This is a genomic window from Chryseobacterium salipaludis (assembly GCF_022968825.1).
Classification (GTDB): Bacteria; Bacteroidota; Bacteroidia; order Flavobacteriales; family Weeksellaceae; genus Kaistella; species Kaistella salipaludis.
Window position 1 is genome coordinate 125351 of the sequence record NZ_JALHKS010000005.1, and the last position, 20081, is coordinate 145431.

The following is a 20081-nucleotide window of genomic DNA, read 5'->3' on the forward strand; positions in this document are numbered from 1 at the left end:
ACCTTAAGTTTTATTCAAATGTAGTGCAAACAGCGGAGGTTGACAATCACCTTTTACAGCTATTTCGACAGTCTTCGCCGAATCAGTTATAAAACAAAAAAACCGCTCACGAAAAGTGAACGGTTTCTATAAGCATCAGCGTGAAAATTATTCAGCTGCTTTATCGTCAGCGTTATCTGCTTTTGGCGCTTCTGCAGATGCTTCAGGAGCCTCAGTTGCAGTTTCAGCTGCCGGTGTTTCCACAGTTTCCGCAACAGCTTCGGTTTTCTTAGCTGTTGTTCTTCTGCTTCTTCTGGTTGTTTTCTTCTCTTCTGCGTTCGGGTTGTACAGTTCATTGAAATCTACCAATTCGATCATTGCTGTATCAGCAGCATCGCCCGGACGGAATCCGGTTTTGATGATTCTTGTGTACCCTCCGTTACGTTCTGCGATTTTCGGAGCTACTGTGCGGAACAGTTCCGTTACAGCTTCCTTGCTTTGCAGGTAAGAGAAAGCAGTTCTTCTGTTGTGAGTTGTATCTTCTTTAGCTTTTGTTAAGATAGGCTCCACGAATACTCTCAAAGCTTTTGCTTTGGCCACCGTAGTGTTGATTCTTTTATGCTCAATCAGGGAACAAGCCATGTTGGAGAGCATTGCGCTTCGATGCGAGGCGGTTCTTCCTAGATGATTGAATTTTTTACCGTGTCTCATTGTTTGTTATTTATCAGCGTCTAATTTATATTTTGCAACGTCGAAACCGAAGTTAAGACCTTTTGCGTGCACTAATTCTTCGAGTTCTGTCAGGGATTTTTTACCAAAATTTCTAAATTTCATCAAATCAGACTTGGTATAAGAAACCAGTTCGCCCAGTGTTTCCACTTCGGCTGCCTTCAGGCAGTTCAGGGCGCGAACCGAAAGATCCATATCTGCCAGTTTGGACTTCAACAACTGACGGGTGTGCAGTGTTTCTTCGTCGTACTGAATAGATGCTTTCACTGCTTCTGTTTCCAGCGTAATACGCTCATCGGAGAACAGCATGAAGTGATAGATCAGGATCTTGGAAGCTTCCGTCAACGCGTTTTGCGGACTGATGGAGCCATCCGTTTCAATATCCAGAATCAGTTTTTCGTAGTCTGTTTTTTGCTCGACACGGTAATTTTCAACACTATACTGCACTTTTTTGATCGGCGTAAAGATCGAATCGATCGCGATGGTTCCAATGGGATCATTGGCAGATTTGTTCTGCTCGGATGGTACATATCCACGGCCTTTATCAATGTTAAAGGTAATTTCAAAAGTAACATCTTTGTTTGTTGAACAGATCACCAAGTCCGGATTCAGCACCTCGAACTCCTGCATGTTTTTCCCAAGGTCACCGGCCGTAATGCTGGTTTGCCCGGAAACTTTAGCAGTAACTTCTTCAGTCGTTGCCGATTCGGTTTTAGCTTTCAAGCGAAGTTGTTTCAGGTTCAGAATGATTTCTGTTACATCTTCGATTACACCTGGAATAGTTGAAAATTCGTGCTCTACGCCTTCTATTTTGATAGATGAAATAGCATATCCTTCCAGAGAAGAAAGCAATACTCTTCTCAAAGCATTACCGATGGTAAGCCCAAAGCCCGGTTCCAATGGTCTGAATTCAAATTGACCTTTGAATTCATCGGAATTAAGCAGGATTACTTTATCGGGTTTAATAAATGTTAAAATTGCCATATAATTAGGTTGAGCAAAAATTTGAAAAAAGTTATTATTTAGAGTAAAGTTCGACGATCAGCTGTTCCTTGATGTCCTCCGGAATCTGGATTCTTTCAGGTGCTGAAACGAAAGTTCCAGACTGCTTCTCATCGTTGAACTGCAACCACTCGTAGTTTGATTTGTACGCCAGGGAATCAGCAATTACCCCAAGAGATTTAGATTTCTCTCTTACAGCGATTACGTCACCAGCTTTCAACAAATAAGACGGAATGTTTACCAGCTCGCCATTTACTGTGATGTGTCTATGGGAAACCAGCTGACGGGCACCTGCTCTAGTTTTCGCAAAACCAAGACGGTATACCACGTTATCCAGACGGGATTCGCACAATTGCAGCAATACTTCCCCTGTTACGCCTTTTGCTCTTTGGGCTTTTTCATACAGGTTTGCGAATTGCTTTTCCAGGATGCCGTACGTGTACTTTGCTTTTTGCTTTTCAGCCAGCTGTACTGCGTATTCGGATTTCTTCGCACCACGTCTCTTGTTTGGTCCGTGCTGTCCTGGTGGTTGATTTTTTCTTTTTTCGAAGTTTTTATCGTCTCCGTAGATTGCAGCACCAAATTTTCGTGCAATCTTCGTTTTTGGTCCAATATATCTTGCCATATTTCTTTGAGATTATAAATTTTAGATTATAAATTTTAAATTATAAATGCATTGCATCTAAAACCTATAATTTAGAATTTAAAAATTATTAATTATACTCTTCTTCTTTTAGGTGGTCTGCAACCATTGTGTGGCATTGGAGTCACGTCAACGATTTCACTTACTTCGATTCCGGAATTGTGAATAGTACGGATAGCAGATTCTCTACCTGCACCCGGACCTTTAACAAATACTTTCACACGGCGCAGGCCTGCTTCATGCGCAACCTGAGCACAGTTTTCCGCAGCCATCTGTGCTGCAAAAGGTGTGTTTTTCTTAGAACCTCTGAACCCCATTTTACCGGCAGAAGCCCAGGAGATCACCTCTCCGCTTTTATTCGTCAAAGAAATGATGATATTGTTAAAAGACGCCTGGATGTGTGCTTCCCCGATCGCCTCTACTTTAACTTTTCTTTTCTTTACTGCTTTAGTCTGTTTTGCCATAATTCTTTACCGATTATTTACTTGCCTTTTTCTTATTAGCAACAGTTTTTCTTTTTCCTTTTCGGGTTCTAGAATTGTTTTTGGTTCTTTGGCCTCTTAAAGGTAATCCGAGTCTGTGACGTATTCCTCGTTGGCAGCCAATGTCCATCAATCGCTTAATGTTCAGTTGGGTTTCAGAACGCAGTTCACCTTCTACTTTTACGTTATCAGTGATATAGTTTCTGATTGCTGCCAAGTCATCGTCATTCCATTCGTTGACTTTTTTGTCTTCGCTGATTCCTGCATTTTTCAGGATTTCAGAAGCGGTGCTTCTTCCGATCCCGTAGATGTAGGTGAGGCCGATAACGCCTCTTTTGTTCTTTGGTAAATCAATACCGGAAATTCTCGCCATAATAAATTTTAACCTTGTCTTTGTTTAAATTTTGGGTTCTTCTTGTTGATTACAAACAGAACGCCTTTTCTGCGAACAATTTTGCAATCAGCGCTTCGTTTTTTAATAGATGCTCTAACTTTCATTTGTTATGTGTGTTATTCAAATGTATAATGCAATCCGGGATCGCATCTGTTTTTCTGTTTCGTCCGAAGAGAAGTACTGCACCGCAGCACAGTACGCTTCTCCGAACCTTTATTTTAAATGAAACCAGCTGCAGTGCAACATGATTTCATCAGTAGACATCACTTATGCCGCCGTATTAGTAGCGGAAAGTAATCCGCCCCTTCGATAAATCGTAAGGGGACAGCTCCAGCTTCACTTTGTCGCCGGGTAGTAATTTAATATAGTGCATACGCATCTTGCCAGAGATATGAGCGATAAGAATATGCCCATTTTCCAGCTCCACGCGGAACTGCGCATTGGAGAGTGCTTCTGTAATGACACCATCCTGCTCGATATGTTTTTGTTTTGCCATTAATTTTACAAGTTGTTGTTTGTTCGTGATAATTTAGACTGCATCAGGCCATCATAGTGGTGATTCAGTAAATACGTGTTGATTTGCTGTACTGTATCCAGGATCACACCCACCATAATTAAAAGGGAGGTACCACCGAAGAACAGCGCAAATCTATCCGTCTGAACAAACGCTCCGTACACAAGTGCCGGAAGGATTGCAAAGATAGCTAAAAACAACGAACCGGGCAAAGTAATTTTTGACAAAATATCATCCAGATAATCAGAGGTTTCCTTACCGGGACGCACCTTAGGAATAAGGCCGCCGTTGCGCTTCAGATCATCCGCCATCTGGTTTACAGGAATTGTGATTGCTGTATAGAAGAAGGAGAAAATGATAATCAGAATGGCAAAAAGCACGTTATACTGCCAGCTGAAAACATTCTTGAATCCGGCCAGGAAGGTATTGGACTCATCCACTTTCGTCAATAAACCCGGTACGAACATCAGCGCCTGGGCAAAGATGATCGGCATTACTCCGGAAGCATTTACTTTCAGGGGAATCCACTGTCTTGCACCCTGCATCAGGTTACGGTTAACGCCGCCCCGTGCCTGCGCACGACTTACATACTGAATCGGAATCTTCCGCACGGCTACAGAAAGGATGATTGCCAGCAATACGACCAGCATCCAGGCAAGCACTTCAATCAGGATCATGATGGTTCCGAAACCACCTTTGCCGTTTTGCGTTGCTACTTCCTGCACGAAAGATCCCGGGAAGTCTGCAAGGATCCCCACCATAATTAGGATAGAGATACCGTTACCGATTCCTTTGTCGGTGATCTTCTCGCCAAGCCACATGGCAAAAACGGAACCTGCTACCAGAATGACGATGCTTGGTAACCAGAACATCACGGATTGCGGATTCACGTAATATGCTGAAGCAAACTGGCCGTAGGGCAGGAACATCTGCGTGATCGAAGTCAGGTAAGAAGGCGCCTGAACCAAACAAACCGCGATGGTCAGCCAACGCGTAATCTGGTTAAGGGTGTTTCGCCCGCTCTCCCCGTCCTTCTGCAGTTTCTGCAAATATGGAATCGCCATCCCCATCAGCTGCACGATAATCGAAGCAGAGATATAGGGCATGATTCCGAGCGCCATAATAGAAGCCCGGCTGAACGCACCTCCTGTAAACGAAGAAAGCAACCCAAGGAGTCCTGCTCCTTGTTTGTTGCCTCCCTGGTCTTTATAAATCTCCAATAAGTTCCCCACCTCTGCCATGTTAATAGCCGGCAAGGAAATATAAGATGCGAATCTATACACGAGGATAATCCCGAGTGTGAAAAGAATCTTTTCTCTCAGTTCCTTTAGACTCCAAATATTTTTCAGTGTTTGTATAAATTCCTTCATCGCGGTGATTATAGAGTATTAGCGTTTCCGCCTGCATTGGTAATAGCCTGCTCAGCAGTTTTGGTAAATTTGTGTGCTGATACCGTCAGGTTTGCTGTAAGCTCACCACGGCCCAGGATTTTCACCATTTCGCTTTTCTTTGCCAGACCGTTTTCCACCAATACATCATGTGTAATCTCCGTAATGTTTTTGGTATCCGCCAGCAATTGCAGGGTATCCAGGTTAATTCCTCTATATTCTTTTCTGTTCACGTTATTGAAACCGAATTTCGGCAATCTTCTTTGCAGTGGCATCTGTCCACCTTCAAAACCGATTTTCTGTGAGTAACCTGCACGAGATTTCTGTCCTTTGTGTCCTTTCGTTGCAGTTCCTCCTTTCCCGCTTCCCTGGCCACGACCCAATCTCTTGGAGTTGTGCGTTGCGCCGGAAGCTGGTCTGATTGTATTTAATTTCATTGTTGATGTAGATTTTTAAGGTCGAGGTCAGAACAAAAACCAGATGTGATCCTATAACTGAATCCCGATCTGATTTTTAAATTCCAACTTCTACTGAAAATTATTTTTTTACTTCTACCAGGTGGCTTACGGTAGCTACCATTCCCAGGATTGCAGGAGAATCATCGTGCTCCACTACCTGATGAAGTTTTTTAAGTCCCAATGCTTCGAGGGTTCTCTTTTGCGTTTTGGTTCTGCCAATAGCGCTTCTTACTTGTTTGATCTGAATCTTTGCCATTGTTTTTCAATTAACCGTTAAACACTTTATCCAATGAAATACCACGCAGCTTCGCTACTTCTTCCGGTCTGCGGATATCCAGCAATGCCTTGAAGGTTGCCTTCACCACGTTGTGTGGGTTGGAAGAACCTTTGGACTTGGAAAGGATATCTTTAATACCGGCAGCTTCTACTACCATACGAACTGTACCACCAGCGATTACACCGGTACCGTGAGTTGCAGGACGCAACAGGATATCAGCACCACCATAGCGTGCAGTTGTCTGGTGAGGAATGGTATGGTTGATTACAGGAACTTTTACCAGGTTTTTCTTAGCATCCTCCACTGCTTTTGCAATTGCAGAAGCAACTTCTTTGGATTTACCAAGACCAAAACCTACGGTACCCGCCTCGTCTCCTACGACTACAATCGCAGAGAATCCGAAAGCACGTCCCCCTTTGGTTACTTTGGTTACGCGGTTTACCGCTACGAGACGATCTTTTAATTCTAATCCTCCCGGTTTTACTTTTTCTATATTATCTAGTCCTAACATAATTTCCGAAATTTATTGATTAGAATTTCAAACCGCCTTCTCTTGCGCCATCAGCTAATGCTTTCACACGCCCGTGGTACACGAAACCGTTTCTATCAAATACGATATTTTCAATACCTGCTGCTTTTGCTTTTTCAGCAATTGCTTTTCCTACTTCAGCAGAGATTTCTACTTTGGTACCAGTAGCGTTCAGTGCTCTGGAAGAAGCGGAAGCCAGGGTTTTACCTGTTTTATCGTCGATCAATTGCGCGTAAATCTCTTTGTTACTTTTGTATACAGAAAGTCTTGGCAATTCAGCAGAGCCGGAGATTTTCCCGCGAACTCTTCTCTTAATTCTGTTTCTTTTTTCTACTTTGGTCAGTGCCATGTTCTTAAACTTTTAAAAATTAAGCAGATTTACCAGCTTTACGTCTTACAATCTCTCCTACGAAACGAACTCCTTTTCCTTTGTAAGGTTCCGGCTTTCTGAAAGAGCGGATCTTTGCAGCTACCATTCCGAGCAATTGCTTGTCATAAGAAGACAGGGTAATGATCGGGTTTTTACCTTTTTCGGAAAGAGTTTCCACTGTGATCTCTTTTGGAAGATCCATCACGATACCGTGGGAGAATCCAAGAGCAAGCTCCAGTTTGTTCCCTGTGTTAGAAGCTCTGTATCCTACCCCAACTAATTCCAGTTTGGTAGTCCAGCCTTCTGATACACCGTGTACCATGTTATTGATCAGCGCGCGATACAATCCGTGCAGTGATTTGTGCTGCTTGGATTCAGTCGGGCGGTCAAGCGTCAGGACATTGTCCTCCTGCTTAAGGGTGATTCCGTCGCTAAGTTGTTGTGTAAGTTCGCCTTTCGGCCCTTTCACCGTTACAAGACCGTCTTTTTCAGTCACTGTAACATTAGCAGGAATCTCTATAATTGCTTTACCAATTCTTGACATTTTCCTTAAATTAAAAAATTAATAAACGTAGCAGATTACTTCACCGCCTACTTTTTCCTGTCTGGCTTTTTTATCAGTCATTACGCCGCGAGACGTAGAGATGATGGCCACACCCAAACCGTTCAGTACACGTGGAAGTTCCGCAGAACCTTTGTACTGGCGAAGACCCGGACGGGAAGCACGCTGGATGCTTTTGATCGCAGGTTTGTTGGTTTGTTTGTCGTACTTAAGAGCGATTTTAATGTTTTCCTGAACAGTACCTTCCTCGAACTTATAGTTCAGGATGTAGCCCTGGTCAAACAAAATTTTAGTAATCTCCTTCTTGATTTTCGATGCAGGAATATCCACCACTTTGTGGCCTGCGCTTTGTGCGTTCCTTACTCTGGTCAGGAAATCTGAAATTGGATCTGTTACCATTGTTGTTTTTTGGTTGTTATTGGTTGACGACAGTCAGTTTTGAAGCGCGGCAAAGGTAAGGAAAAAGAAGAAAGGATAAAGACTATGCTTTAATCTTTCTTCTATTCTCTTATTTTCCCTAAATCTGCACCTTCAACTTGACTATCCAGATTAGTTAATAATTATTACCAACTTGCTTTTTTCACTCCCGGGATCAGGCCTTTGTTAGCCATCTCTCTGAAAGTTACACGGGACAGACCGAAGGTTCTCATGTATCCTCTTGGTCTTCCGGTAAGCTTGCAGCGGTTGTGAAGTCTTACTGGTGAAGCATCTTTTGGCAACTTCTGCAGCGCTTCGTAATCTCCGGCTTCTTTCAAAGCTTTTCTTTTCTCAGCGTATTTAGCTACCGTAGCTTCTCTTTTGCGCTCACGCGCTTTCATTGATTCTTTTGCCATCTTTTAGTTCTTTTTGAAAGGCATCCCAAAATGCGCTAATAATGATTTTGCTTCTTTATCCGTGTTTGCAGATGTTACGAAAGTGATGTCCATCCCCTGGATTTTTTTCACTTTGTCGATCACGATTTCAGGGAAAATAATCTGCTCGGTAATCCCGAGGTTATAGTTTCCTCTTCCGTCGAAACCGTCTGCTTTGATTCCGGAGAAATCACGGATACGTGGCAGTGCAGATGAAGTAAGTCTGTCCAGGAACTCATACATTTGGTTTCCTCTCAGCGTTACGCGAGCTCCTACCGGCATCCCCTTTCTCAGTTTGAACGCAGCCTCATCTTTCTTAGAGATGGTTCCCACTGCTTTCTGACCGGTGATGGCTGTAAGTTCTTCCACAGCGTAATCTACGATCTTCTTATCAGCAGTAGCGGCACCCAGTCCCTGAGATACAACGATTTTCTCCAGTTTAGGAACCTGCATTACAGATTTATACCCAAACTCTTCCATCATTGCAGGAACAATTTTCTCCTTATATATTTTCTTTGGTCTTGCTATATATTCCATGTTGTTGCTCAATTAAAGGGTTTCACCGGTTGATTTCGCTACACGCACTTTCTTGTCGCCCTCCATTTTGCTTCCTGTTTTGGTTGCTTTCCCGTTCTTATCGATCAGGGCAACGTTGGAAATGTGGATGGAAGCTTCTTTCTCTACGATGCCCCCTTGTGGGTTAGCTGCAGATGGTTTGGTGTGCTTCTTCACAATATTAAGTCCGGCTACGATCACGCGTGCGTCTTTACCTTCCTTCTTGATCACTTCGATCACCTCACCTGTTTTGCCTTTAATTTCTTTGCGGCCTGTGGTGATGATGACGTTGTCTCCTCTTTTTATTTTAACTTTTGACATTCTTTTTAAATTTAAAAATTAAAGTACTTCAGGAGCCAGTGATACCACTTTCATGTATTCCTTGTCACGCAGCTCACGAGCTACCGGACCGAATACACGTGTTCCTCTCATTTCGCCAGCAGCGTTAAGCAATACGCAAGCGTTGTCATCAAATTTGATGTAGGATCCGTCTTTTCTGCGAACTGCTTTCTTGGTGCGTACTACGACAGCTTTAGAAACAGTTCCCTTCTTAGCGTTCCCCTGAGGTGTAGAATCCTTGATAGTCACTACGATTTTATCACCTACTGAAGCATATCTTCTTCTGGTTCCTCCCAGAACTCTGATCACAAGTACTTCTTTGGCACCTGTATTATCAGCAACTTTTAGTCTTGATTCGGTTTGTAACATTACTTAGCTTTTTCAATGATTCGTACTAATCTCCATCTTTTGTTCTTGCTCAGCGGGCGCGTTTCAGTAATCAGAACTGTATCGCCTTCGTTGCACTCGTTGTTCTCGTCATGAGCGGTGTACTTTTTCGTTTTCAAAACGAACTTTCCGTACAGCGGGTGCTTCATTCTCATCGTCTCACTTACAACAATGGTCTTTTCCATCTTATTGCTAGAAACAATGCCGATTCTTTCTTTTCTTAAATTTCTATCCATGATAAAATGGTATTGCTTATTGTTGTTTTAGTGTTAACTCTGTCTGGATACGCGCGATGTTCTTTCTCATGTCACGGATCTGGATCGGATTCTCAATCGGGCTGATGCGGTGCGCCAGGACCATTTTGTTATAGTCTGCTTTCACTTCCGCCAATTTTGCCTGAAGATCTTCTTTGCTAAGATTTTTAATATCAGCTTTTTTCATAATTCCGTTACGGTTTATTGAGGTTGAACAAAATCGTTAGCAACAACGAACTTAGTTACTACAGGCAGTTTCTGAGCAGCCAGACGCAATGCTTCTTTTGCTACTTCGTAAGGTACGCCGCCTACTTCGAACATAATTTTACCAGGCTTCACTACGGATACCCAATATTCCACAGCACCTTTACCTTTACCCATACGTACTTCGGCTGGTTTTTTGGTAATTGGCTTATCCGGGAAAATCTTGATCCACAGCTGTCCTTCTCTTTTCATATAACGGGTAGCGGCGATACGAGCTGCCTCAATCTGGCGAGCTGTGATCCAAGCGCCTTCCGTGGCTTTGATTCCGAAAGTTCCGTATGCCAGCTGGTTACCGCGCTGTGCATTGCCCTTCATTTTCATTTTGTGGACTTTGCGGAACTTGGTTCTTCTTGGTTGTAACATAATCTATTAGATGTTAGATGTTAGATGTTAGATAGTTAGATAAATTTTCAATCAGTTCTTGTAACGGAAGCTCTAATCTCTAATTTCTCGTTTCTAACTTCTGATTAATTATTGTTATTGTTTCTTCTTGGTCTTCTGTCGCCACGGTCGTTTCTGTCGCGTCCGCCGCCGCCTGAAGTTTTCTTCTGCTGACCTACCAGCGGAGAAAGTTCACGCTTACCATATACTTCTCCTTTCATGATCCACACTTTCACGCCCAGTTTCCCGTACTGTGTAAGTGCTTCGCTGATGTGATAATCGATATCTGCACGGAAAGTGGATAATGGAATACGGCCTTCTTTGAAAGACTCGCTACGTGCCATCTCTGCTCCGTTCAAACGTCCTGAAACCATTACCTTGATTCCTTCAGCACCCATTCTCATGGTGCTTTGCATTGCCATTTTCACAGCTCTACGGTAAGAAATACGGTTTTCGATTTGCTTGGCGATGCTGTCTGCTACCAGTACAGCATCCAACTCAGGTCTTTTGATTTCGAAGATGTTGATCTGGATATCTTTATCCGTCAGTTTCTTCAATTCTTCCTTCAGTTTGTCAACCTCCTGGCCACCTTTACCGATGATCAGACCCGGACGGGCTGTGGTAATGGTGATGGTGATTAACTTCAGGGTTCTCTCGATAAAAATCTTAGAGATTCCGCCTTTAGAAAGTCTTGCTTCAAGGTATCTTCTGATTTTGTAATCTTCAGCGATACGATCGCCGTAGTTTTTACCTCCATACCAGTTAGAATCCCATCCTCTGATGATTCCTAACCTGTTACCAATTGGATTTGTCTTCTGTCCCATACCTTAAATATTTTCTTTAGTACCGAGGATTAGTGTAATGTGGTTTGATCTCTTGCGGATTCTGTGACCTCTTCCTTGTGGAGCTGGTCTCAGTCTCTTCAGTTGCTTAGCGCTGTCCACGAAGATTTCCTTCACGATCAGGTTGGCTTCTTCTACATCCGCTCCCTCGTTCTTAGACTGCCAGTTGGCAATTGCAGACAAGAGTACTTTTTCCAATTTGTTGGAAGCTTCTTTCTTAGAGAATTTCAGGATAGCCAAAGCTTTGTCTACCTGCTCTCCGCGGATAATGTCGGCTACCAGTCTCATCTTTCTTGGAGAAGACGGGCAGTCTTTGTGTGCAGCTTTCGCTACATCCTGGTTTGCTATTTTACGTGCTAATGCACTTTCTCTTTTTCTTGATCCCATGATTATCTACCGCCTTTGTTTTTGTTACCGCCGTGACCTCTGAAAGATCTCGTCGGAGAAAATTCGCCTAACTTATGGCCTACCATGTTTTCAGTAACGTACACCGGGATAAAAGATTTACCGTTGTGTACTGCAATGGTTTGCCCCACGAAGTCCGGGGAGATCATCGATGCTCTGGACCATGTTTTGATTACGGTCTTCTTACCAGACTCTATATTTGCCTGAACCTTCTTATCTAAAGTATGTGCGATGAAAGGTCCTTTCTTAAGTGATCTTGACATAATTATTTTCTTTTAGATACGATGAATCGGTTAGACGCTTTGTTTTTCTTTCTGGTCTTGTACCCTTTGGAAGGCATACCATTTCTCGATCTTGGGTGACCACCGGAAGCACGTCCTTCACCACCACCCATTGGGTGATCCACAGGGTTCATTACTACTGGTCTTGTACGAGGTCTGCGTCCCAGCCATCTGCTGCGTCCTGCTTTACCGGACACGGTCAGCATGTGGTCGTGGTTAGATACAGAGCCGATCATGGCCATACATTCGGAAAGAATCATACGGGATTCTCCGGAAGGCAATTTCACGATTACGTAATTTTTATCACGCGAAGTAAGCTGTGCGGAAGATCCTGCGCTTCTGGCAAGAATAGCTCCCTGGCCAGGCTTCAGTTCCACACATGAAATCACAGTTCCCAAAGGAATGTTTTTCAGTTTCATGGCGTTCCCTACGTTTGGCTCAGCTGTTTCAGCAGCGATTACTTTCTGGTCCACTTTGATTCCTGCAGGAGCGATGATGTATCTCTTCTCTCCGTCTGCATATTCCAACAGTGCGATGAAAGCAGTTCTGTTTGGGTCGTACTCTACAGATTTTACCGTAGCTTCCACGTCGAACTTGTTACGCTTGAAGTCGATAATTCTGTATTTTTGTTTGTGTCCACCGCCGGTGTAACGCATGGTCATTTTACCAGTATTGTTACGTCCACCTGACTTTTTAATACCAACGGTTAGGGATTTCTCCGGCTTGTTGGTAGTAATTTCCTCAAAGTTGTTCACAACTCTGAATCTCTGTCCCGGGGTGATAGGTTTTAATTTTCTAACAGACATTACTATTATTTATAATTATATAAAATTCTTTGTTCTTTTAGATTGCTGCGAAGATATCGATCACTTCACCTTCTGCCAGGGAAACCACGGCTTTCTTCAGCTTATTGGTTTTTCCTACCTGCAATCCTTTCTTCGTGTATTTAGAAGAAACTTTCGGTGCATAAATCATGGTCCGTACATCGGCTACTTTTACACCATATGCCTGCTCTACCGCGTTTTTGATCTGGATCTTGTTCGCTCTGGTATCTACCAGGAAAGAATACGCTCCTCTCAGATCAGTAAGGTAGTTGGCTTTCTCTGAAATAACGGGTTTGATAATTACTGACATGACTTATTTTCTTAAATTTTCCTGGAATTTTTCGATAGCGCCTTCTAGGAAAACAATTTCACCTGCGTTTACCAGATCGTAAGAGCTGATTTCATTGTAGGTAAGTACTCTTGTTTTCGGCAGGTTTCGGGAAGACAAATACACATTCTTGTTTGCTTCCGGAAGGATGTACAGTGACTTCTTCCCTTCGAATCCTAACGCGTTGTTCAGGTTGATAAACTCTTTGGTTTTAGGAGCATCAAAATTGAAAGCTTCCAGAACCTTGATTGAGTTATCTCTCATCTTCTGAGACAGTACTGATTTCTTAGCCAGTCTCTTCAGCGCTTTATTCAGTTTGAAACGGTAATCTCTTGGTTTAGGACCAAATACTCTACCCCCACCTTTGAAGATTGGCGACTTGATATCCCCGTAACGCGCAGAGCCGGAACCCTTTTGCTTCTTCAGTTTCTTTGTGGAAGCGGTGATTTCGCTTCTTTCCTTTGATTTATGCGTCCCTTGGCGCTGTGCTGCCAGGTATTGCTTCACTTCCAGGTAAACCGCGTGTTGGTTTGGCTCAATACCGAAGATTGCTTCGTCCAGCTCAACAGTTCTTCCGGTTTCTTTTCCTGATGTATTAAATACTACTAGTTCCATTTTCTGATAATTACATAAGAATTTTTAGCTCCCGGAACAGCACCTTTCACAACCAAAAGATTTTGTTCTTGATCAACTTTCAACACTTGAAGGTTTTGTACAGTAACTTGCTTACCTCCCATTCTACCTGCCATACGCATTCCTTTGAATACTCTAGACGGGTCGGATCCTGCACCGATAGAACCAGGAGCTCTTAATCTGTTGTGCTGTCCGTGAGTCGCTTGCATTACCCCACCGAAGTTGTGTCTTTTAACAACCCCTTGGAAACCTTTACCTTTTGAAGTACCGGTAACATCCACATATTCGCCTTCTGCGAACAGATCTACTTTCACTTCATCTCCGATGCTCAGTTTGTCTACGAATTCATGATAGAATTCCACCAACTTCGCTTTTGGAGCAGAACCTGCCTTTTTGAAATGGCCGGCTAACGCTTTACCAACGTTCTTTTCACTCTTGTCATCGAAACCAAGTTGAGCAGCTTTGTACCCATCTTTTTCTACGGTTCTGACCTGTAAAACCGAGCAAGGACCAGCTTGGATAACGGTGCAGGGAATGTTCTTCCCTTCTTCGTTAAACAATGAGGTCATCCCGATTTTTTTACCAATAATACCTGACATTATTTAAATATATCTATTAAGTTCACTGTTAATCAACTCCGGGCGGGGTGATTTCTACGTCTGAAATAGGCACACCTCTTCCCTAAATTGAGTGTGCAAATGTATGAAGAATTTTTTGATTGACAATCAGAGTCTTAAAAATATTTTAAAACTTTTTGACTTTTCGTCAGCGGGCACGGCGGAAAATGCACACATCGAGAAGAAAAAGAAAGGAATTGCTGATTTTCCTGTAAGGAAGCCATGCATTGTTGCGGAATGTGCAGGCGGGTGAAGGCAGAAAAGAGGAGAATGGCGGGCTGTGTTTAATTTTAAAAATCTTTAAGGTCTTGGAAATTGGTAGCGGACTCTCCTGAGTGTTGAGAAAGCTGTTATTTCACTTTTTATTTAAAGCTTCAAGGTTCCGAAACCTTGAAGCTTTGAGTCTCTTATATAAGCTAACATAAACCCGCGCTGCGCAACCTGCCTAATGCTAATGGGTGTATTAAAAAAAGTTATTTAAGCCACATCATACCGTTTCTATTTTTTACTACCGTCGCTCCAGTGTATTGTTATTCTTTTTTATTCTTTCGCGGATTTGCTGCAGGCGGCTGGCGGGAACTCCCGTCCCGAAAGGACCGTTCATAATGCGCGCGACCGTTCCCTCGCGATAGGCTTTTTCAACTTCACGAAACTTAGGACGCGTGGTGGCGAGCAGTTTCCGCGTCCGCAAAGGCGGAAGCTGCTTTGATTGTACGTCGCTGGAATCCGGCTGATAAGTGAATGTATACGTAAACCGGGAACAGACATCCTGTTGCTGACCTGAGATTGTGATAGTGACCAAACAGATGAAGGTCAACAGAATTCTGCTGATAATCGGTTGAGTCATGTTTTCTGCAGTTAATCCAGTTCAAGTGGAATCACCTTTTTCTTCGCGTTTTCCCGCAACTGCCGTACGCGCTCCTCCGAAATTTGCAGACCGAGTGACCGCGTAAGTTCCGGTAAATTTTCGCGGTAGCTTTGTCGTGCTTTTAAGAATTGCTTACGATTGGTGTGCACAATCTTATATTTACGAAATTCCGGGATGGAAATAACAGTTGTAAGCGCAGGATCAAATTTGGTCAGCTTGAAGCGATACTGCAATGCTTCGTCATACACCTCAACGATCAGGCCCGGCAACCCGCGGAATTTATACGGACCATCGCTGAGCGGTATCTGCGGCGCGAACCACGCGATCCAGGTTCGGCCGAACTGCCTGGCGATTGCCTGCTGGCAAGATTGCCCGTGAAAGATTTTCTGAGCGCCAGTGATTTGCCAGTCAGCGGTTTCAACTTCATCGTATTTAAAATGTTTACCGCCGATCTGATCGTACACTACGACCGGTGCGGTCAAGTCCTCTTTTGTAATGTAATAGCTAAAGGCAGAGCTTGGAACTCCCTGCATTGAGAAGCTGCGCGCCCCCTGCCGTAACGCAATTAATTGTGCTGCCTTCACCGAATCCTGGCGCACCGTTTTTTCACTTGCGAATAACGAGTTACGACCATTTACATGAAGTAAAAAAGTTTCCCGATAATCCGACTGTAGGGTATCGCCGGCTGCGCTGTACTGCATTTCGTAATAAAAAGTCAGCGGCCCAGCCAGGTTTTCTTTTTTATTCTGTGCCCACAATACAGCTGGAATCAACCACAGTAATGCAAACAACAATTTAATGATGAAGTAAAAGACCAGATTTTGTTTTGCCATACAGATTTTATTAACCAACTACTCTTCCCAATCAAACTTAGTTTCAAGCTGATGCCGCTCCTGTTCGATCATTGTGTTGTGTGGATTTTTGCTTGAAGCCATTTTCAGTTCCGGTGAAAGACCGTATGCCAGTTTGGGATAATCTGTGTACGGACGAAAAGAAGTACTTTCTGTTTGAGCCAGCGCCGGTGCAAATTTTGCCTGCGGCAGCTCCTTCGAATTTTTGAGTACCCAGCGGAAGTTTCCGTCGTGGCAGGATGCTTCTACAATCTGGTATCCCAGCCCGTGAAATTTCCAGGGACCAAAAGCAGCCTTCACATTTTCATCATACCACACGGTGTAGTGCCGGCCGCGGAACGCGGTGGAAGCTTTCTTTAATGTCCTACCATCAACAATTTTTGTACGGTCGGATAAGGTCCAGTTCATTTCGGTGTGCGGGTCTTTGAGCAAATATTTTTTTCCCTGGAGGCGATCGGAGATCAATGCGCCGTCTTTACTGGTGTATTGAGTGTATGAAAAATTGCTTTTATCGTACACTACCATTTTGCGCGAAGTTGCGCCTTTATCGAGATTATCGACCGGTAAAAGTATATAATTGCAGCCCTCGTCATTCATGGTTACCTGCGCCAGCTGATGATAGGTCTGCTCGCTGACGGGACTTTTGGTATACACATGATATTCCAGGTAATGCACCTGGGCCGTGCTGAATACGGCAGCGCACAGCCACAGCAGTAAGGAAATCTTTTTCATCGGGTTTGTGTTTGTGTACGAATATAGAGTTTATTCGGGAAAACGCCTCGGTGAAAAGAGAAAATTTATCGTTAAAAGCCTGAACTGCTGCCCCTTTCTGCAAAATTATTTTATGTCGGGATACTCCACCACGTATGTGAGTTCAATGGGGTTATTATTGTTGCGCAGGTATTCTCTTTCCTCGTCTTCCATTTTTTTTAACTGGGACAGGTCCGTAATTCTTATGCTGTTATAGTAAAAATGCATATCCTCGGTTTTATTATTCTGAAAATGTTCCCGCATATCTCGCATGGGCTCATTGTATTCGGCAAGCAGCATTTTTTTGTATTTCTGCAGTGAAATTTTAACCGGTTTCATGCCGGCATGGCGTTCGAGGATGGCCTGTGTATCATACGTTCCGGGCAGCTGATAGCTTTTGAGAAGATTAAAACTATAATGCCCCTGATCATCACTGATAATGAAAATCATACCTGGCAAACCGTGGAATTTATAGGGACCTTCCTGCAAATTCACCTTGTTTGCAAACCAGGCAGTCCAATTCCTTCCACCGAAGGTGGTTTCCGCTTTCTGCAAACGATAGCCATTCACTTCAATGGTTTCTGTAATTAATTTCCAGGAAATGGCATCATCTGATTCTATTTTAAATAAATCGTCGATCAGCAGATATGCCGTGTTGCGGTTGGTACCGCGTTTCCTAACGATGGCCGGCGCTTCAGTATCCCAGGAGTAGTTGCGGGTATTGCGCACCTTGTTCAGCGAATCGGTTTCAATGTACTTCATGTTATAAAACTTCACTTCGTCGGGATTAACGTCCAGGACCATAGTAAGGGTCTGCGAATCTCCGGCGGGATCTGTTTTATATTTCATTTCATAGATGAAGCGGTGGGTCTGCGCACTGAGCAGAAAAGGAAACAACAACAGCAGTGGTAAAAGTTTTTTCATGCAAAATATAAAGAAGATAAATATACAATGAAAGCCTGAGCAAGCAGCACGCAGAGCATTTTAATTTTAAAACTGTTTTTTCTTGTTTTATGGTGGAAGAGCAACATAGCGCACAACGCGCCGGGACTACCGCCGAGAAAAGAGAAAAGAAGCAAGCGGGCTTCCGGAATCCGGGACTGATGTTTGACGGCTTTCTGCTTGTCCAGGGCAAAGGCAGAAAATGTAACAGTGTTGACGGTGGCGAAGTAGATGAGCCAAAAGAAATTCATTAGGTAAAATAACGAAAAGCTGACTTGTATCGCAATTTAGTAAACCTTCAAGGTTTATAAAATCTAAAGGTTTGGTATTGTATTTTTAATTAATGATACACTTTCTTTTCCGGTAAAAATTGAACTCGCTAAAGTAGCCGCGATCGAAAACTCAGTCTGTAACGAGATAAACAGGCATCCTTTTTCTTTTGCAAAAGAAAAAGATACAGTGGAGAGGGCGACGGTTCTCGAAGATAAGTGTAGTCTTCCGGCTTCTTAAAATAAAACCCTTAAAAAAAGAAAAAAATCCCTCTTCTCGCGAAAAGGGATTAAGCTGTAGCAATTCCAATCTAGTCTAATTCAATCAGATTATAAGGCAATTTATTTGAGCTTTTATCTAATTCTTTACCATCTGCACTGTATGCAGTTCCATGAAAGAAGCCGGGGTTTTCGTAATAACTCAACTGAATAGTTCTAAATTTTTCTTTGGAAACTAAAAATATTCCTTTATCGCGGCGCAAATAAATGGACTGTGGAGTCGTATCGATACCAACCATTTCAAAACTGAAATCATTTTTAGAATCGTGCATTTCGAGTATTAAACCGGGCAGTCCTTCAAATTTGAAAGGACCGTTATTTATAGGTATTTCTCTTGTATACCATGCAGTGTATGTCCTCCCGCTGTATTCAGCGGTTGCTTTATTGCAATTAAAACTGAGAATTTTTTTTGAGCCTTCTTCTAGTTTCCATTTAAAATCAGGTTTCGTCTCGTCGTATTGATAAAGATTTCTGAACTGGTCCTGTATGGTAAGCTTGTTATTTTCTTTTACAACAATGTTCGTCCACAGAGGCCTATACTTCAATAATTCACTAACTTCTGCAGCGTTAAGGAAATCCTTGTGGTCATAGCGGCGAAGTGCAGAATCTTGTTTCAGCTGATTAAGGTCAGAAAACTTCGAAATATTTTCGCCGACTTGCAATACACATACTGTTTCTCTTTTCTGCGAAGAATCTCTATTCGCGCTGAAAGTAACCTTATAAAAAAAATTATGCGTGCTTGAGCCTAGTTCTTCAACTTTAAGTGGTTCGTGGGGGATTGTAAAATCTGACTTGAATTTAATTTGACCGGTAAGGTGTGAAACCGAGAAAACTAAAATAAATAAAATATTTTTCATTATGGACTTTGGGTGTTTCGTTTAAAACATAAATGCTGTTTACACAAACAGCATTTCATACTTATTTATCAGCTGCCTTTTCAGCTCTTTCAATCTTTAAAGGGGTCCGCATTGCTGCTGTGTAAAATAATATGCGTCAGCATCTATTTGTTGAAAATTGGAGTAATGATTATTATCTAAATAGAATACCTTTCCGCACCAAGTTTCAACGATGATCCAGTCATGTTCTGCTGTTTCAACAATTATTTCTAATTTCGCATCTTCTATTGAGGCATTTTCAAAATTTAATAGGTCATCCTTGATAGTGTTTGCACTTACCAGACCCGCAACTCCAAAAGTTGCTAATAATAATTTTTTCATAATACATAAAATTTGGTTGTTAATGTATCACGAAACTAAAACTAAAACTAAGACTAAAACTGTGCAACTATTTATATGATAAAAATCATATACGTTGTGTTTTATATCCGTTCTAAACAACAAAAAAATCCCTTTTCTCGCGAAAAGGGATTTCAATCATAGCAAAGTGTATTTTGCAGCAGCTTAAAGCATAGTGCTTACCGCTTACTGCTGTTCATCACACTTTAATTTCTACATCTACACCGCTTGGAAGCTCCAGCTTCATCAGCGCGTCTACCGTTTTGGAAGAAGAAGAATAGATGTCCATCAGGCGCTTGTGCGCAGACAGCTGGAACTGCTCTCTTGCTTTCTTGTTCACGTGCGGCGAACGCAGTACAGTGAAGATTCTTTTATTCGTTGGCAAAGGGATTGGCCCGTTTACAACAGCGCCGGTAGCTTTTACCGTTTTCACGATTTTCTCAGCAGATTTGTCTACCAGATTGTAATCGTAGGATTTTAATTTTATTCTGATTCGTTGTGACATTGTTTTTTAGCTTATGGCAGTTGGCAAATGGCTATTTGCTTTCTGCGTGGGTTTAATTGTTGTAGCAAAAGGCCAAGAGCTATTCGCCATTGGC

Annotated in this window: 37 protein-coding genes; 1 reads left to right on the top strand and 36 read right to left on the bottom strand. The window is 42.7% G+C overall.

Annotated elements, in window-relative coordinates; genetic code table 11:
- Positions 1 to 147 precede the first annotated feature (147 nt).
- From rplQ to rplC, 28 genes are all read right to left on the bottom strand, one after another.
- Complete coding sequence (gene rplQ, locus MVI27_RS09460; protein WP_246961242.1) at positions 148 to 690, bottom strand: 50S ribosomal protein L17; 543 nt, start codon at positions 688 to 690, stop codon at positions 148 to 150.
- A gap of 6 nt (positions 691 to 696) precedes the next feature.
- Entirely contained in the window at positions 697 to 1692 is a 996-nt protein-coding gene (locus tag MVI27_RS09465) for a DNA-directed RNA polymerase subunit alpha (RefSeq protein ID WP_246961244.1), read from the bottom strand.
- Positions 1693 to 1726: 34 nt separating this feature from the next.
- Positions 1727 to 2335 carry a 30S ribosomal protein S4 gene (rpsD, locus tag MVI27_RS09470; protein WP_246961246.1) on the bottom strand — a complete coding sequence of 203 codons (609 nt, stop codon included), beginning with the start codon at positions 2333 to 2335 and terminating at the stop codon, positions 1727 to 1729.
- 92 nt (positions 2336 to 2427) lie between these two features.
- Positions 2428 to 2817 carry a 30S ribosomal protein S11 gene (rpsK, locus tag MVI27_RS09475; RefSeq protein ID WP_246961248.1) on the bottom strand — a complete coding sequence of 130 codons (390 nt, stop codon included), beginning with the start codon at positions 2815 to 2817 and terminating at the stop codon, positions 2428 to 2430.
- Between the two features lie 13 nt (positions 2818 to 2830).
- The gene (rpsM, locus tag MVI27_RS09480; protein WP_246961250.1) at positions 2831 to 3208 is read right to left on the bottom strand and encodes a 30S ribosomal protein S13; all 378 of its coding nucleotides are present in this window, start codon (positions 3206 to 3208) and stop codon (positions 2831 to 2833) included.
- Between the two features lie 8 nt (positions 3209 to 3216).
- Positions 3217 to 3333 carry a 50S ribosomal protein L36 gene (gene rpmJ, locus MVI27_RS09485; RefSeq protein ID WP_007839480.1) on the bottom strand — a complete coding sequence of 39 codons (117 nt, stop codon included), beginning with the start codon at positions 3331 to 3333 and terminating at the stop codon, positions 3217 to 3219.
- A gap of 176 nt (positions 3334 to 3509) precedes the next feature.
- Positions 3510 to 3725 (bottom strand): translation initiation factor IF-1, encoded by a 216-nt coding sequence (gene infA / locus MVI27_RS09490; protein WP_015806726.1) that lies wholly within the window; start codon positions 3723 to 3725, stop codon positions 3510 to 3512.
- A 5-nt stretch (positions 3726 to 3730) separates the two neighbouring features.
- Complete coding sequence (gene secY / locus MVI27_RS09495; RefSeq protein ID WP_246961252.1) at positions 3731 to 5113, bottom strand: preprotein translocase subunit SecY; 1383 nt, start codon at positions 5111 to 5113, stop codon at positions 3731 to 3733.
- An 8-nt stretch (positions 5114 to 5121) separates the two neighbouring features.
- Positions 5122 to 5568 carry a 50S ribosomal protein L15 gene (gene rplO / locus MVI27_RS09500; protein ID WP_246961254.1) on the bottom strand — a complete coding sequence of 149 codons (447 nt, stop codon included), beginning with the start codon at positions 5566 to 5568 and terminating at the stop codon, positions 5122 to 5124.
- Positions 5569 to 5668: 100 nt separating this feature from the next.
- The gene (rpmD, locus tag MVI27_RS09505; protein ID WP_246961256.1) at positions 5669 to 5845 is read right to left on the bottom strand and encodes a 50S ribosomal protein L30; all 177 of its coding nucleotides are present in this window, start codon (positions 5843 to 5845) and stop codon (positions 5669 to 5671) included.
- Positions 5846 to 5855: 10 nt separating this feature from the next.
- Entirely contained in the window at positions 5856 to 6377 is a 522-nt protein-coding gene (gene rpsE, locus MVI27_RS09510; protein ID WP_246961258.1) for a 30S ribosomal protein S5, read from the bottom strand.
- Between the two features lie 19 nt (positions 6378 to 6396).
- Positions 6397 to 6744, bottom strand: coding sequence for a 50S ribosomal protein L18 (rplR, locus tag MVI27_RS09515; protein WP_246961260.1), 348 nt, complete (start codon positions 6742 to 6744; stop codon positions 6397 to 6399).
- A gap of 19 nt (positions 6745 to 6763) precedes the next feature.
- Entirely contained in the window at positions 6764 to 7309 is a 546-nt protein-coding gene (rplF, locus tag MVI27_RS09520; protein WP_246961262.1) for a 50S ribosomal protein L6, read from the bottom strand.
- 18 nt (positions 7310 to 7327) lie between these two features.
- Complete coding sequence (gene rpsH, locus MVI27_RS09525) at positions 7328 to 7726, bottom strand: 30S ribosomal protein S8 (protein ID WP_246961264.1); 399 nt, start codon at positions 7724 to 7726, stop codon at positions 7328 to 7330.
- 164 nt (positions 7727 to 7890) lie between these two features.
- Positions 7891 to 8160: a 30S ribosomal protein S14 gene (gene rpsN / locus MVI27_RS09530; RefSeq protein ID WP_125024482.1), complete on the bottom strand. Its 270-nt coding sequence runs from the start codon at positions 8158 to 8160 to the stop codon at positions 7891 to 7893.
- A 3-nt stretch (positions 8161 to 8163) separates the two neighbouring features.
- The gene (gene rplE / locus MVI27_RS09535; RefSeq protein WP_246961266.1) at positions 8164 to 8715 is read right to left on the bottom strand and encodes a 50S ribosomal protein L5; all 552 of its coding nucleotides are present in this window, start codon (positions 8713 to 8715) and stop codon (positions 8164 to 8166) included.
- Positions 8716 to 8727: 12 nt separating this feature from the next.
- Entirely contained in the window at positions 8728 to 9054 is a 327-nt protein-coding gene (gene rplX / locus MVI27_RS09540; RefSeq protein WP_246961268.1) for a 50S ribosomal protein L24, read from the bottom strand.
- A gap of 18 nt (positions 9055 to 9072) precedes the next feature.
- On the bottom strand, positions 9073 to 9441 hold the full coding sequence (gene rplN / locus MVI27_RS09545; RefSeq protein ID WP_246961270.1) for a 50S ribosomal protein L14: 369 nt from the start codon (positions 9439 to 9441) through the stop codon (positions 9073 to 9075).
- Positions 9441 to 9698, bottom strand: coding sequence for a 30S ribosomal protein S17 (gene rpsQ, locus MVI27_RS09550; protein ID WP_246961426.1), 258 nt, complete (start codon positions 9696 to 9698; stop codon positions 9441 to 9443). Before rpsQ ends, rplN begins: the two co-directional genes overlap by 1 nt.
- 13 nt (positions 9699 to 9711) lie before the next feature.
- Entirely contained in the window at positions 9712 to 9900 is a 189-nt protein-coding gene (rpmC, locus tag MVI27_RS09555) for a 50S ribosomal protein L29 (protein ID WP_246961272.1), read from the bottom strand.
- Positions 9901 to 9914: 14 nt separating this feature from the next.
- Entirely contained in the window at positions 9915 to 10340 is a 426-nt protein-coding gene (rplP, locus tag MVI27_RS09560; RefSeq protein WP_246961275.1) for a 50S ribosomal protein L16, read from the bottom strand.
- Positions 10341 to 10444: 104 nt separating this feature from the next.
- Positions 10445 to 11182 (bottom strand): 30S ribosomal protein S3, encoded by a 738-nt coding sequence (rpsC, locus tag MVI27_RS09565; RefSeq protein WP_246961278.1) that lies wholly within the window; start codon positions 11180 to 11182, stop codon positions 10445 to 10447.
- 3 nt (positions 11183 to 11185) lie between these two features.
- On the bottom strand, positions 11186 to 11587 hold the full coding sequence (gene rplV, locus MVI27_RS09570; RefSeq protein WP_246961281.1) for a 50S ribosomal protein L22: 402 nt from the start codon (positions 11585 to 11587) through the stop codon (positions 11186 to 11188).
- A 2-nt stretch (positions 11588 to 11589) separates the two neighbouring features.
- Positions 11590 to 11868 (bottom strand): 30S ribosomal protein S19, encoded by a 279-nt coding sequence (gene rpsS, locus MVI27_RS09575; protein ID WP_246961283.1) that lies wholly within the window; start codon positions 11866 to 11868, stop codon positions 11590 to 11592.
- Between the two features lie 2 nt (positions 11869 to 11870).
- On the bottom strand, positions 11871 to 12692 hold the full coding sequence (rplB, locus tag MVI27_RS09580) for a 50S ribosomal protein L2 (protein ID WP_246961285.1): 822 nt from the start codon (positions 12690 to 12692) through the stop codon (positions 11871 to 11873).
- A 37-nt stretch (positions 12693 to 12729) separates the two neighbouring features.
- On the bottom strand, positions 12730 to 13020 hold the full coding sequence (gene rplW / locus MVI27_RS09585; protein ID WP_246961287.1) for a 50S ribosomal protein L23: 291 nt from the start codon (positions 13018 to 13020) through the stop codon (positions 12730 to 12732).
- A 3-nt stretch (positions 13021 to 13023) separates the two neighbouring features.
- Complete coding sequence (gene rplD / locus MVI27_RS09590; protein WP_246961289.1) at positions 13024 to 13653, bottom strand: 50S ribosomal protein L4; 630 nt, start codon at positions 13651 to 13653, stop codon at positions 13024 to 13026.
- Positions 13644 to 14270, bottom strand: coding sequence for a 50S ribosomal protein L3 (gene rplC, locus MVI27_RS09595; RefSeq protein ID WP_246961291.1), 627 nt, complete (start codon positions 14268 to 14270; stop codon positions 13644 to 13646). Before rplC ends, rplD begins: the two co-directional genes overlap by 10 nt.
- Before the next feature lie 103 nt (positions 14271 to 14373).
- Between rplC and MVI27_RS09600 the strand changes: the two genes are divergently transcribed.
- Entirely contained in the window at positions 14374 to 14541 is a 168-nt protein-coding gene (locus tag MVI27_RS09600; RefSeq protein ID WP_246961293.1) for a hypothetical protein, read from the top strand.
- Between the two features lie 255 nt (positions 14542 to 14796).
- On the opposite strand, the gene MVI27_RS09605 is transcribed toward MVI27_RS09600, so the two are convergent.
- The 8 genes from MVI27_RS09605 to rpsJ all read right to left on the bottom strand — a co-directional run bounded on the left by MVI27_RS09605 (position 14797) and on the right by rpsJ (position 19987).
- On the bottom strand, positions 14797 to 15135 hold the full coding sequence (locus tag MVI27_RS09605) for a hypothetical protein (protein ID WP_246961295.1): 339 nt from the start codon (positions 15133 to 15135) through the stop codon (positions 14797 to 14799).
- Positions 15136 to 15146: 11 nt separating this feature from the next.
- Positions 15147 to 15989 (bottom strand): GLPGLI family protein, encoded by an 843-nt coding sequence (locus tag MVI27_RS09610; protein WP_246961298.1) that lies wholly within the window; start codon positions 15987 to 15989, stop codon positions 15147 to 15149.
- Between the two features lie 18 nt (positions 15990 to 16007).
- A complete protein-coding gene (locus MVI27_RS09615) occupies positions 16008 to 16739 on the bottom strand; it encodes a GLPGLI family protein (protein WP_246961301.1) in 732 nt (243 codons plus the stop codon).
- 105 nt (positions 16740 to 16844) lie between these two features.
- Positions 16845 to 17681 (bottom strand): GLPGLI family protein, encoded by an 837-nt coding sequence (locus tag MVI27_RS09620; protein ID WP_246961304.1) that lies wholly within the window; start codon positions 17679 to 17681, stop codon positions 16845 to 16847.
- Positions 17678 to 17950: a DUF1294 domain-containing protein gene (locus MVI27_RS09625; protein WP_246961307.1), complete on the bottom strand. Its 273-nt coding sequence runs from the start codon at positions 17948 to 17950 to the stop codon at positions 17678 to 17680. The genes MVI27_RS09620 and MVI27_RS09625 overlap by 4 nt, the downstream gene beginning before the upstream one ends.
- 329 nt (positions 17951 to 18279) lie before the next feature.
- Positions 18280 to 19104 carry a GLPGLI family protein gene (locus tag MVI27_RS09630; RefSeq protein WP_246961309.1) on the bottom strand — a complete coding sequence of 275 codons (825 nt, stop codon included), beginning with the start codon at positions 19102 to 19104 and terminating at the stop codon, positions 18280 to 18282.
- 96 nt (positions 19105 to 19200) lie between these two features.
- A complete protein-coding gene (locus MVI27_RS09635) occupies positions 19201 to 19464 on the bottom strand; it encodes a hypothetical protein (RefSeq protein WP_246961310.1) in 264 nt (87 codons plus the stop codon).
- 217 nt (positions 19465 to 19681) lie between these two features.
- Entirely contained in the window at positions 19682 to 19987 is a 306-nt protein-coding gene (rpsJ, locus tag MVI27_RS09640; protein ID WP_002661363.1) for a 30S ribosomal protein S10, read from the bottom strand.
- Positions 19988 to 20081: the final 94 nt, after the last annotated feature.

Coding starts and splice junctions, on each gene's coding strand:
- rplQ (WP_246961242.1), bottom strand. CDS start 690: ATGAGACACGGTAAAAAATTCAATCATCTAGGAAGAACCGCCTCGCAT.
- MVI27_RS09465 (WP_246961244.1), bottom strand. CDS start 1,692: ATGGCAATTTTAACATTTATTAAACCCGATAAAGTAATCCTGCTTAAT.
- rpsD (WP_246961246.1), bottom strand. CDS start 2,335: ATGGCAAGATATATTGGACCAAAAACGAAGATTGCACGAAAATTTGGT.
- rpsK (WP_246961248.1), bottom strand. CDS start 2,817: ATGGCAAAACAGACTAAAGCAGTAAAGAAAAGAAAAGTTAAAGTAGAG.
- rpsM (WP_246961250.1), bottom strand. CDS start 3,208: ATGGCGAGAATTTCCGGTATTGATTTACCAAAGAACAAAAGAGGCGTT.
- rpmJ (WP_007839480.1), bottom strand. CDS start 3,333: ATGAAAGTTAGAGCATCTATTAAAAAACGAAGCGCTGATTGCAAAATT.
- infA (WP_015806726.1), bottom strand. CDS start 3,725: ATGGCAAAACAAAAACATATCGAGCAGGATGGTGTCATTACAGAAGCA.
- secY (WP_246961252.1), bottom strand. CDS start 5,113: ATGAAGGAATTTATACAAACACTGAAAAATATTTGGAGTCTAAAGGAA.
- rplO (WP_246961254.1), bottom strand. CDS start 5,568: ATGAAATTAAATACAATCAGACCAGCTTCCGGCGCAACGCACAACTCC.
- rpmD (WP_246961256.1), bottom strand. CDS start 5,845: ATGGCAAAGATTCAGATCAAACAAGTAAGAAGCGCTATTGGCAGAACC.
- rpsE (WP_246961258.1), bottom strand. CDS start 6,377: ATGTTAGGACTAGATAATATAGAAAAAGTAAAACCGGGAGGATTAGAA.
- rplR (WP_246961260.1), bottom strand. CDS start 6,744: ATGGCACTGACCAAAGTAGAAAAAAGAAACAGAATTAAGAGAAGAGTT.
- rplF (WP_246961262.1), bottom strand. CDS start 7,309: ATGTCAAGAATTGGTAAAGCAATTATAGAGATTCCTGCTAATGTTACA.
- rpsH (WP_246961264.1), bottom strand. CDS start 7,726: ATGGTAACAGATCCAATTTCAGATTTCCTGACCAGAGTAAGGAACGCA.
- rpsN (WP_125024482.1), bottom strand. CDS start 8,160: ATGGCAAAAGAATCAATGAAAGCGCGTGAGCGCAAAAGAGAAGCTACG.
- rplE (WP_246961266.1), bottom strand. CDS start 8,715: ATGGAATATATAGCAAGACCAAAGAAAATATATAAGGAGAAAATTGTT.
- rplX (WP_246961268.1), bottom strand. CDS start 9,054: ATGTCAAAAGTTAAAATAAAAAGAGGAGACAACGTCATCATCACCACA.
- rplN (WP_246961270.1), bottom strand. CDS start 9,441: ATGTTACAAACCGAATCAAGACTAAAAGTTGCTGATAATACAGGTGCC.
- rpmC (WP_246961272.1), bottom strand. CDS start 9,900: ATGAAAAAAGCTGATATTAAAAATCTTAGCAAAGAAGATCTTCAGGCA.
- rplP (WP_246961275.1), bottom strand. CDS start 10,340: ATGTTACAACCAAGAAGAACCAAGTTCCGCAAAGTCCACAAAATGAAA.
- rpsC (WP_246961278.1), bottom strand. CDS start 11,182: ATGGGACAGAAGACAAATCCAATTGGTAACAGGTTAGGAATCATCAGA.
- rplV (WP_246961281.1), bottom strand. CDS start 11,587: ATGGGATCAAGAAAAAGAGAAAGTGCATTAGCACGTAAAATAGCAAAC.
- rpsS (WP_246961283.1), bottom strand. CDS start 11,868: ATGTCAAGATCACTTAAGAAAGGACCTTTCATCGCACATACTTTAGAT.
- rplB (WP_246961285.1), bottom strand. CDS start 12,692: ATGTCTGTTAGAAAATTAAAACCTATCACCCCGGGACAGAGATTCAGA.
- rplW (WP_246961287.1), bottom strand. CDS start 13,020: ATGTCAGTAATTATCAAACCCGTTATTTCAGAGAAAGCCAACTACCTT.
- rplD (WP_246961289.1), bottom strand. CDS start 13,653: ATGGAACTAGTAGTATTTAATACATCAGGAAAAGAAACCGGAAGAACT.
- rplC (WP_246961291.1), bottom strand. CDS start 14,270: ATGTCAGGTATTATTGGTAAAAAAATCGGGATGACCTCATTGTTTAAC.
- MVI27_RS09600 (WP_246961293.1), top strand. CDS start 14,374: ATGAAGAATTTTTTGATTGACAATCAGAGTCTTAAAAATATTTTAAAA.
- MVI27_RS09605 (WP_246961295.1), bottom strand. CDS start 15,135: ATGACTCAACCGATTATCAGCAGAATTCTGTTGACCTTCATCTGTTTG.
- MVI27_RS09610 (WP_246961298.1), bottom strand. CDS start 15,989: ATGGCAAAACAAAATCTGGTCTTTTACTTCATCATTAAATTGTTGTTT.
- MVI27_RS09615 (WP_246961301.1), bottom strand. CDS start 16,739: ATGAAAAAGATTTCCTTACTGCTGTGGCTGTGCGCTGCCGTATTCAGC.
- MVI27_RS09620 (WP_246961304.1), bottom strand. CDS start 17,681: ATGAAAAAACTTTTACCACTGCTGTTGTTGTTTCCTTTTCTGCTCAGT.
- MVI27_RS09625 (WP_246961307.1), bottom strand. CDS start 17,950: ATGAATTTCTTTTGGCTCATCTACTTCGCCACCGTCAACACTGTTACA.
- MVI27_RS09630 (WP_246961309.1), bottom strand. CDS start 19,104: ATGAAAAATATTTTATTTATTTTAGTTTTCTCGGTTTCACACCTTACC.
- MVI27_RS09635 (WP_246961310.1), bottom strand. CDS start 19,464: ATGAAAAAATTATTATTAGCAACTTTTGGAGTTGCGGGTCTGGTAAGT.
- rpsJ (WP_002661363.1), bottom strand. CDS start 19,987: ATGTCACAACGAATCAGAATAAAATTAAAATCCTACGATTACAATCTG.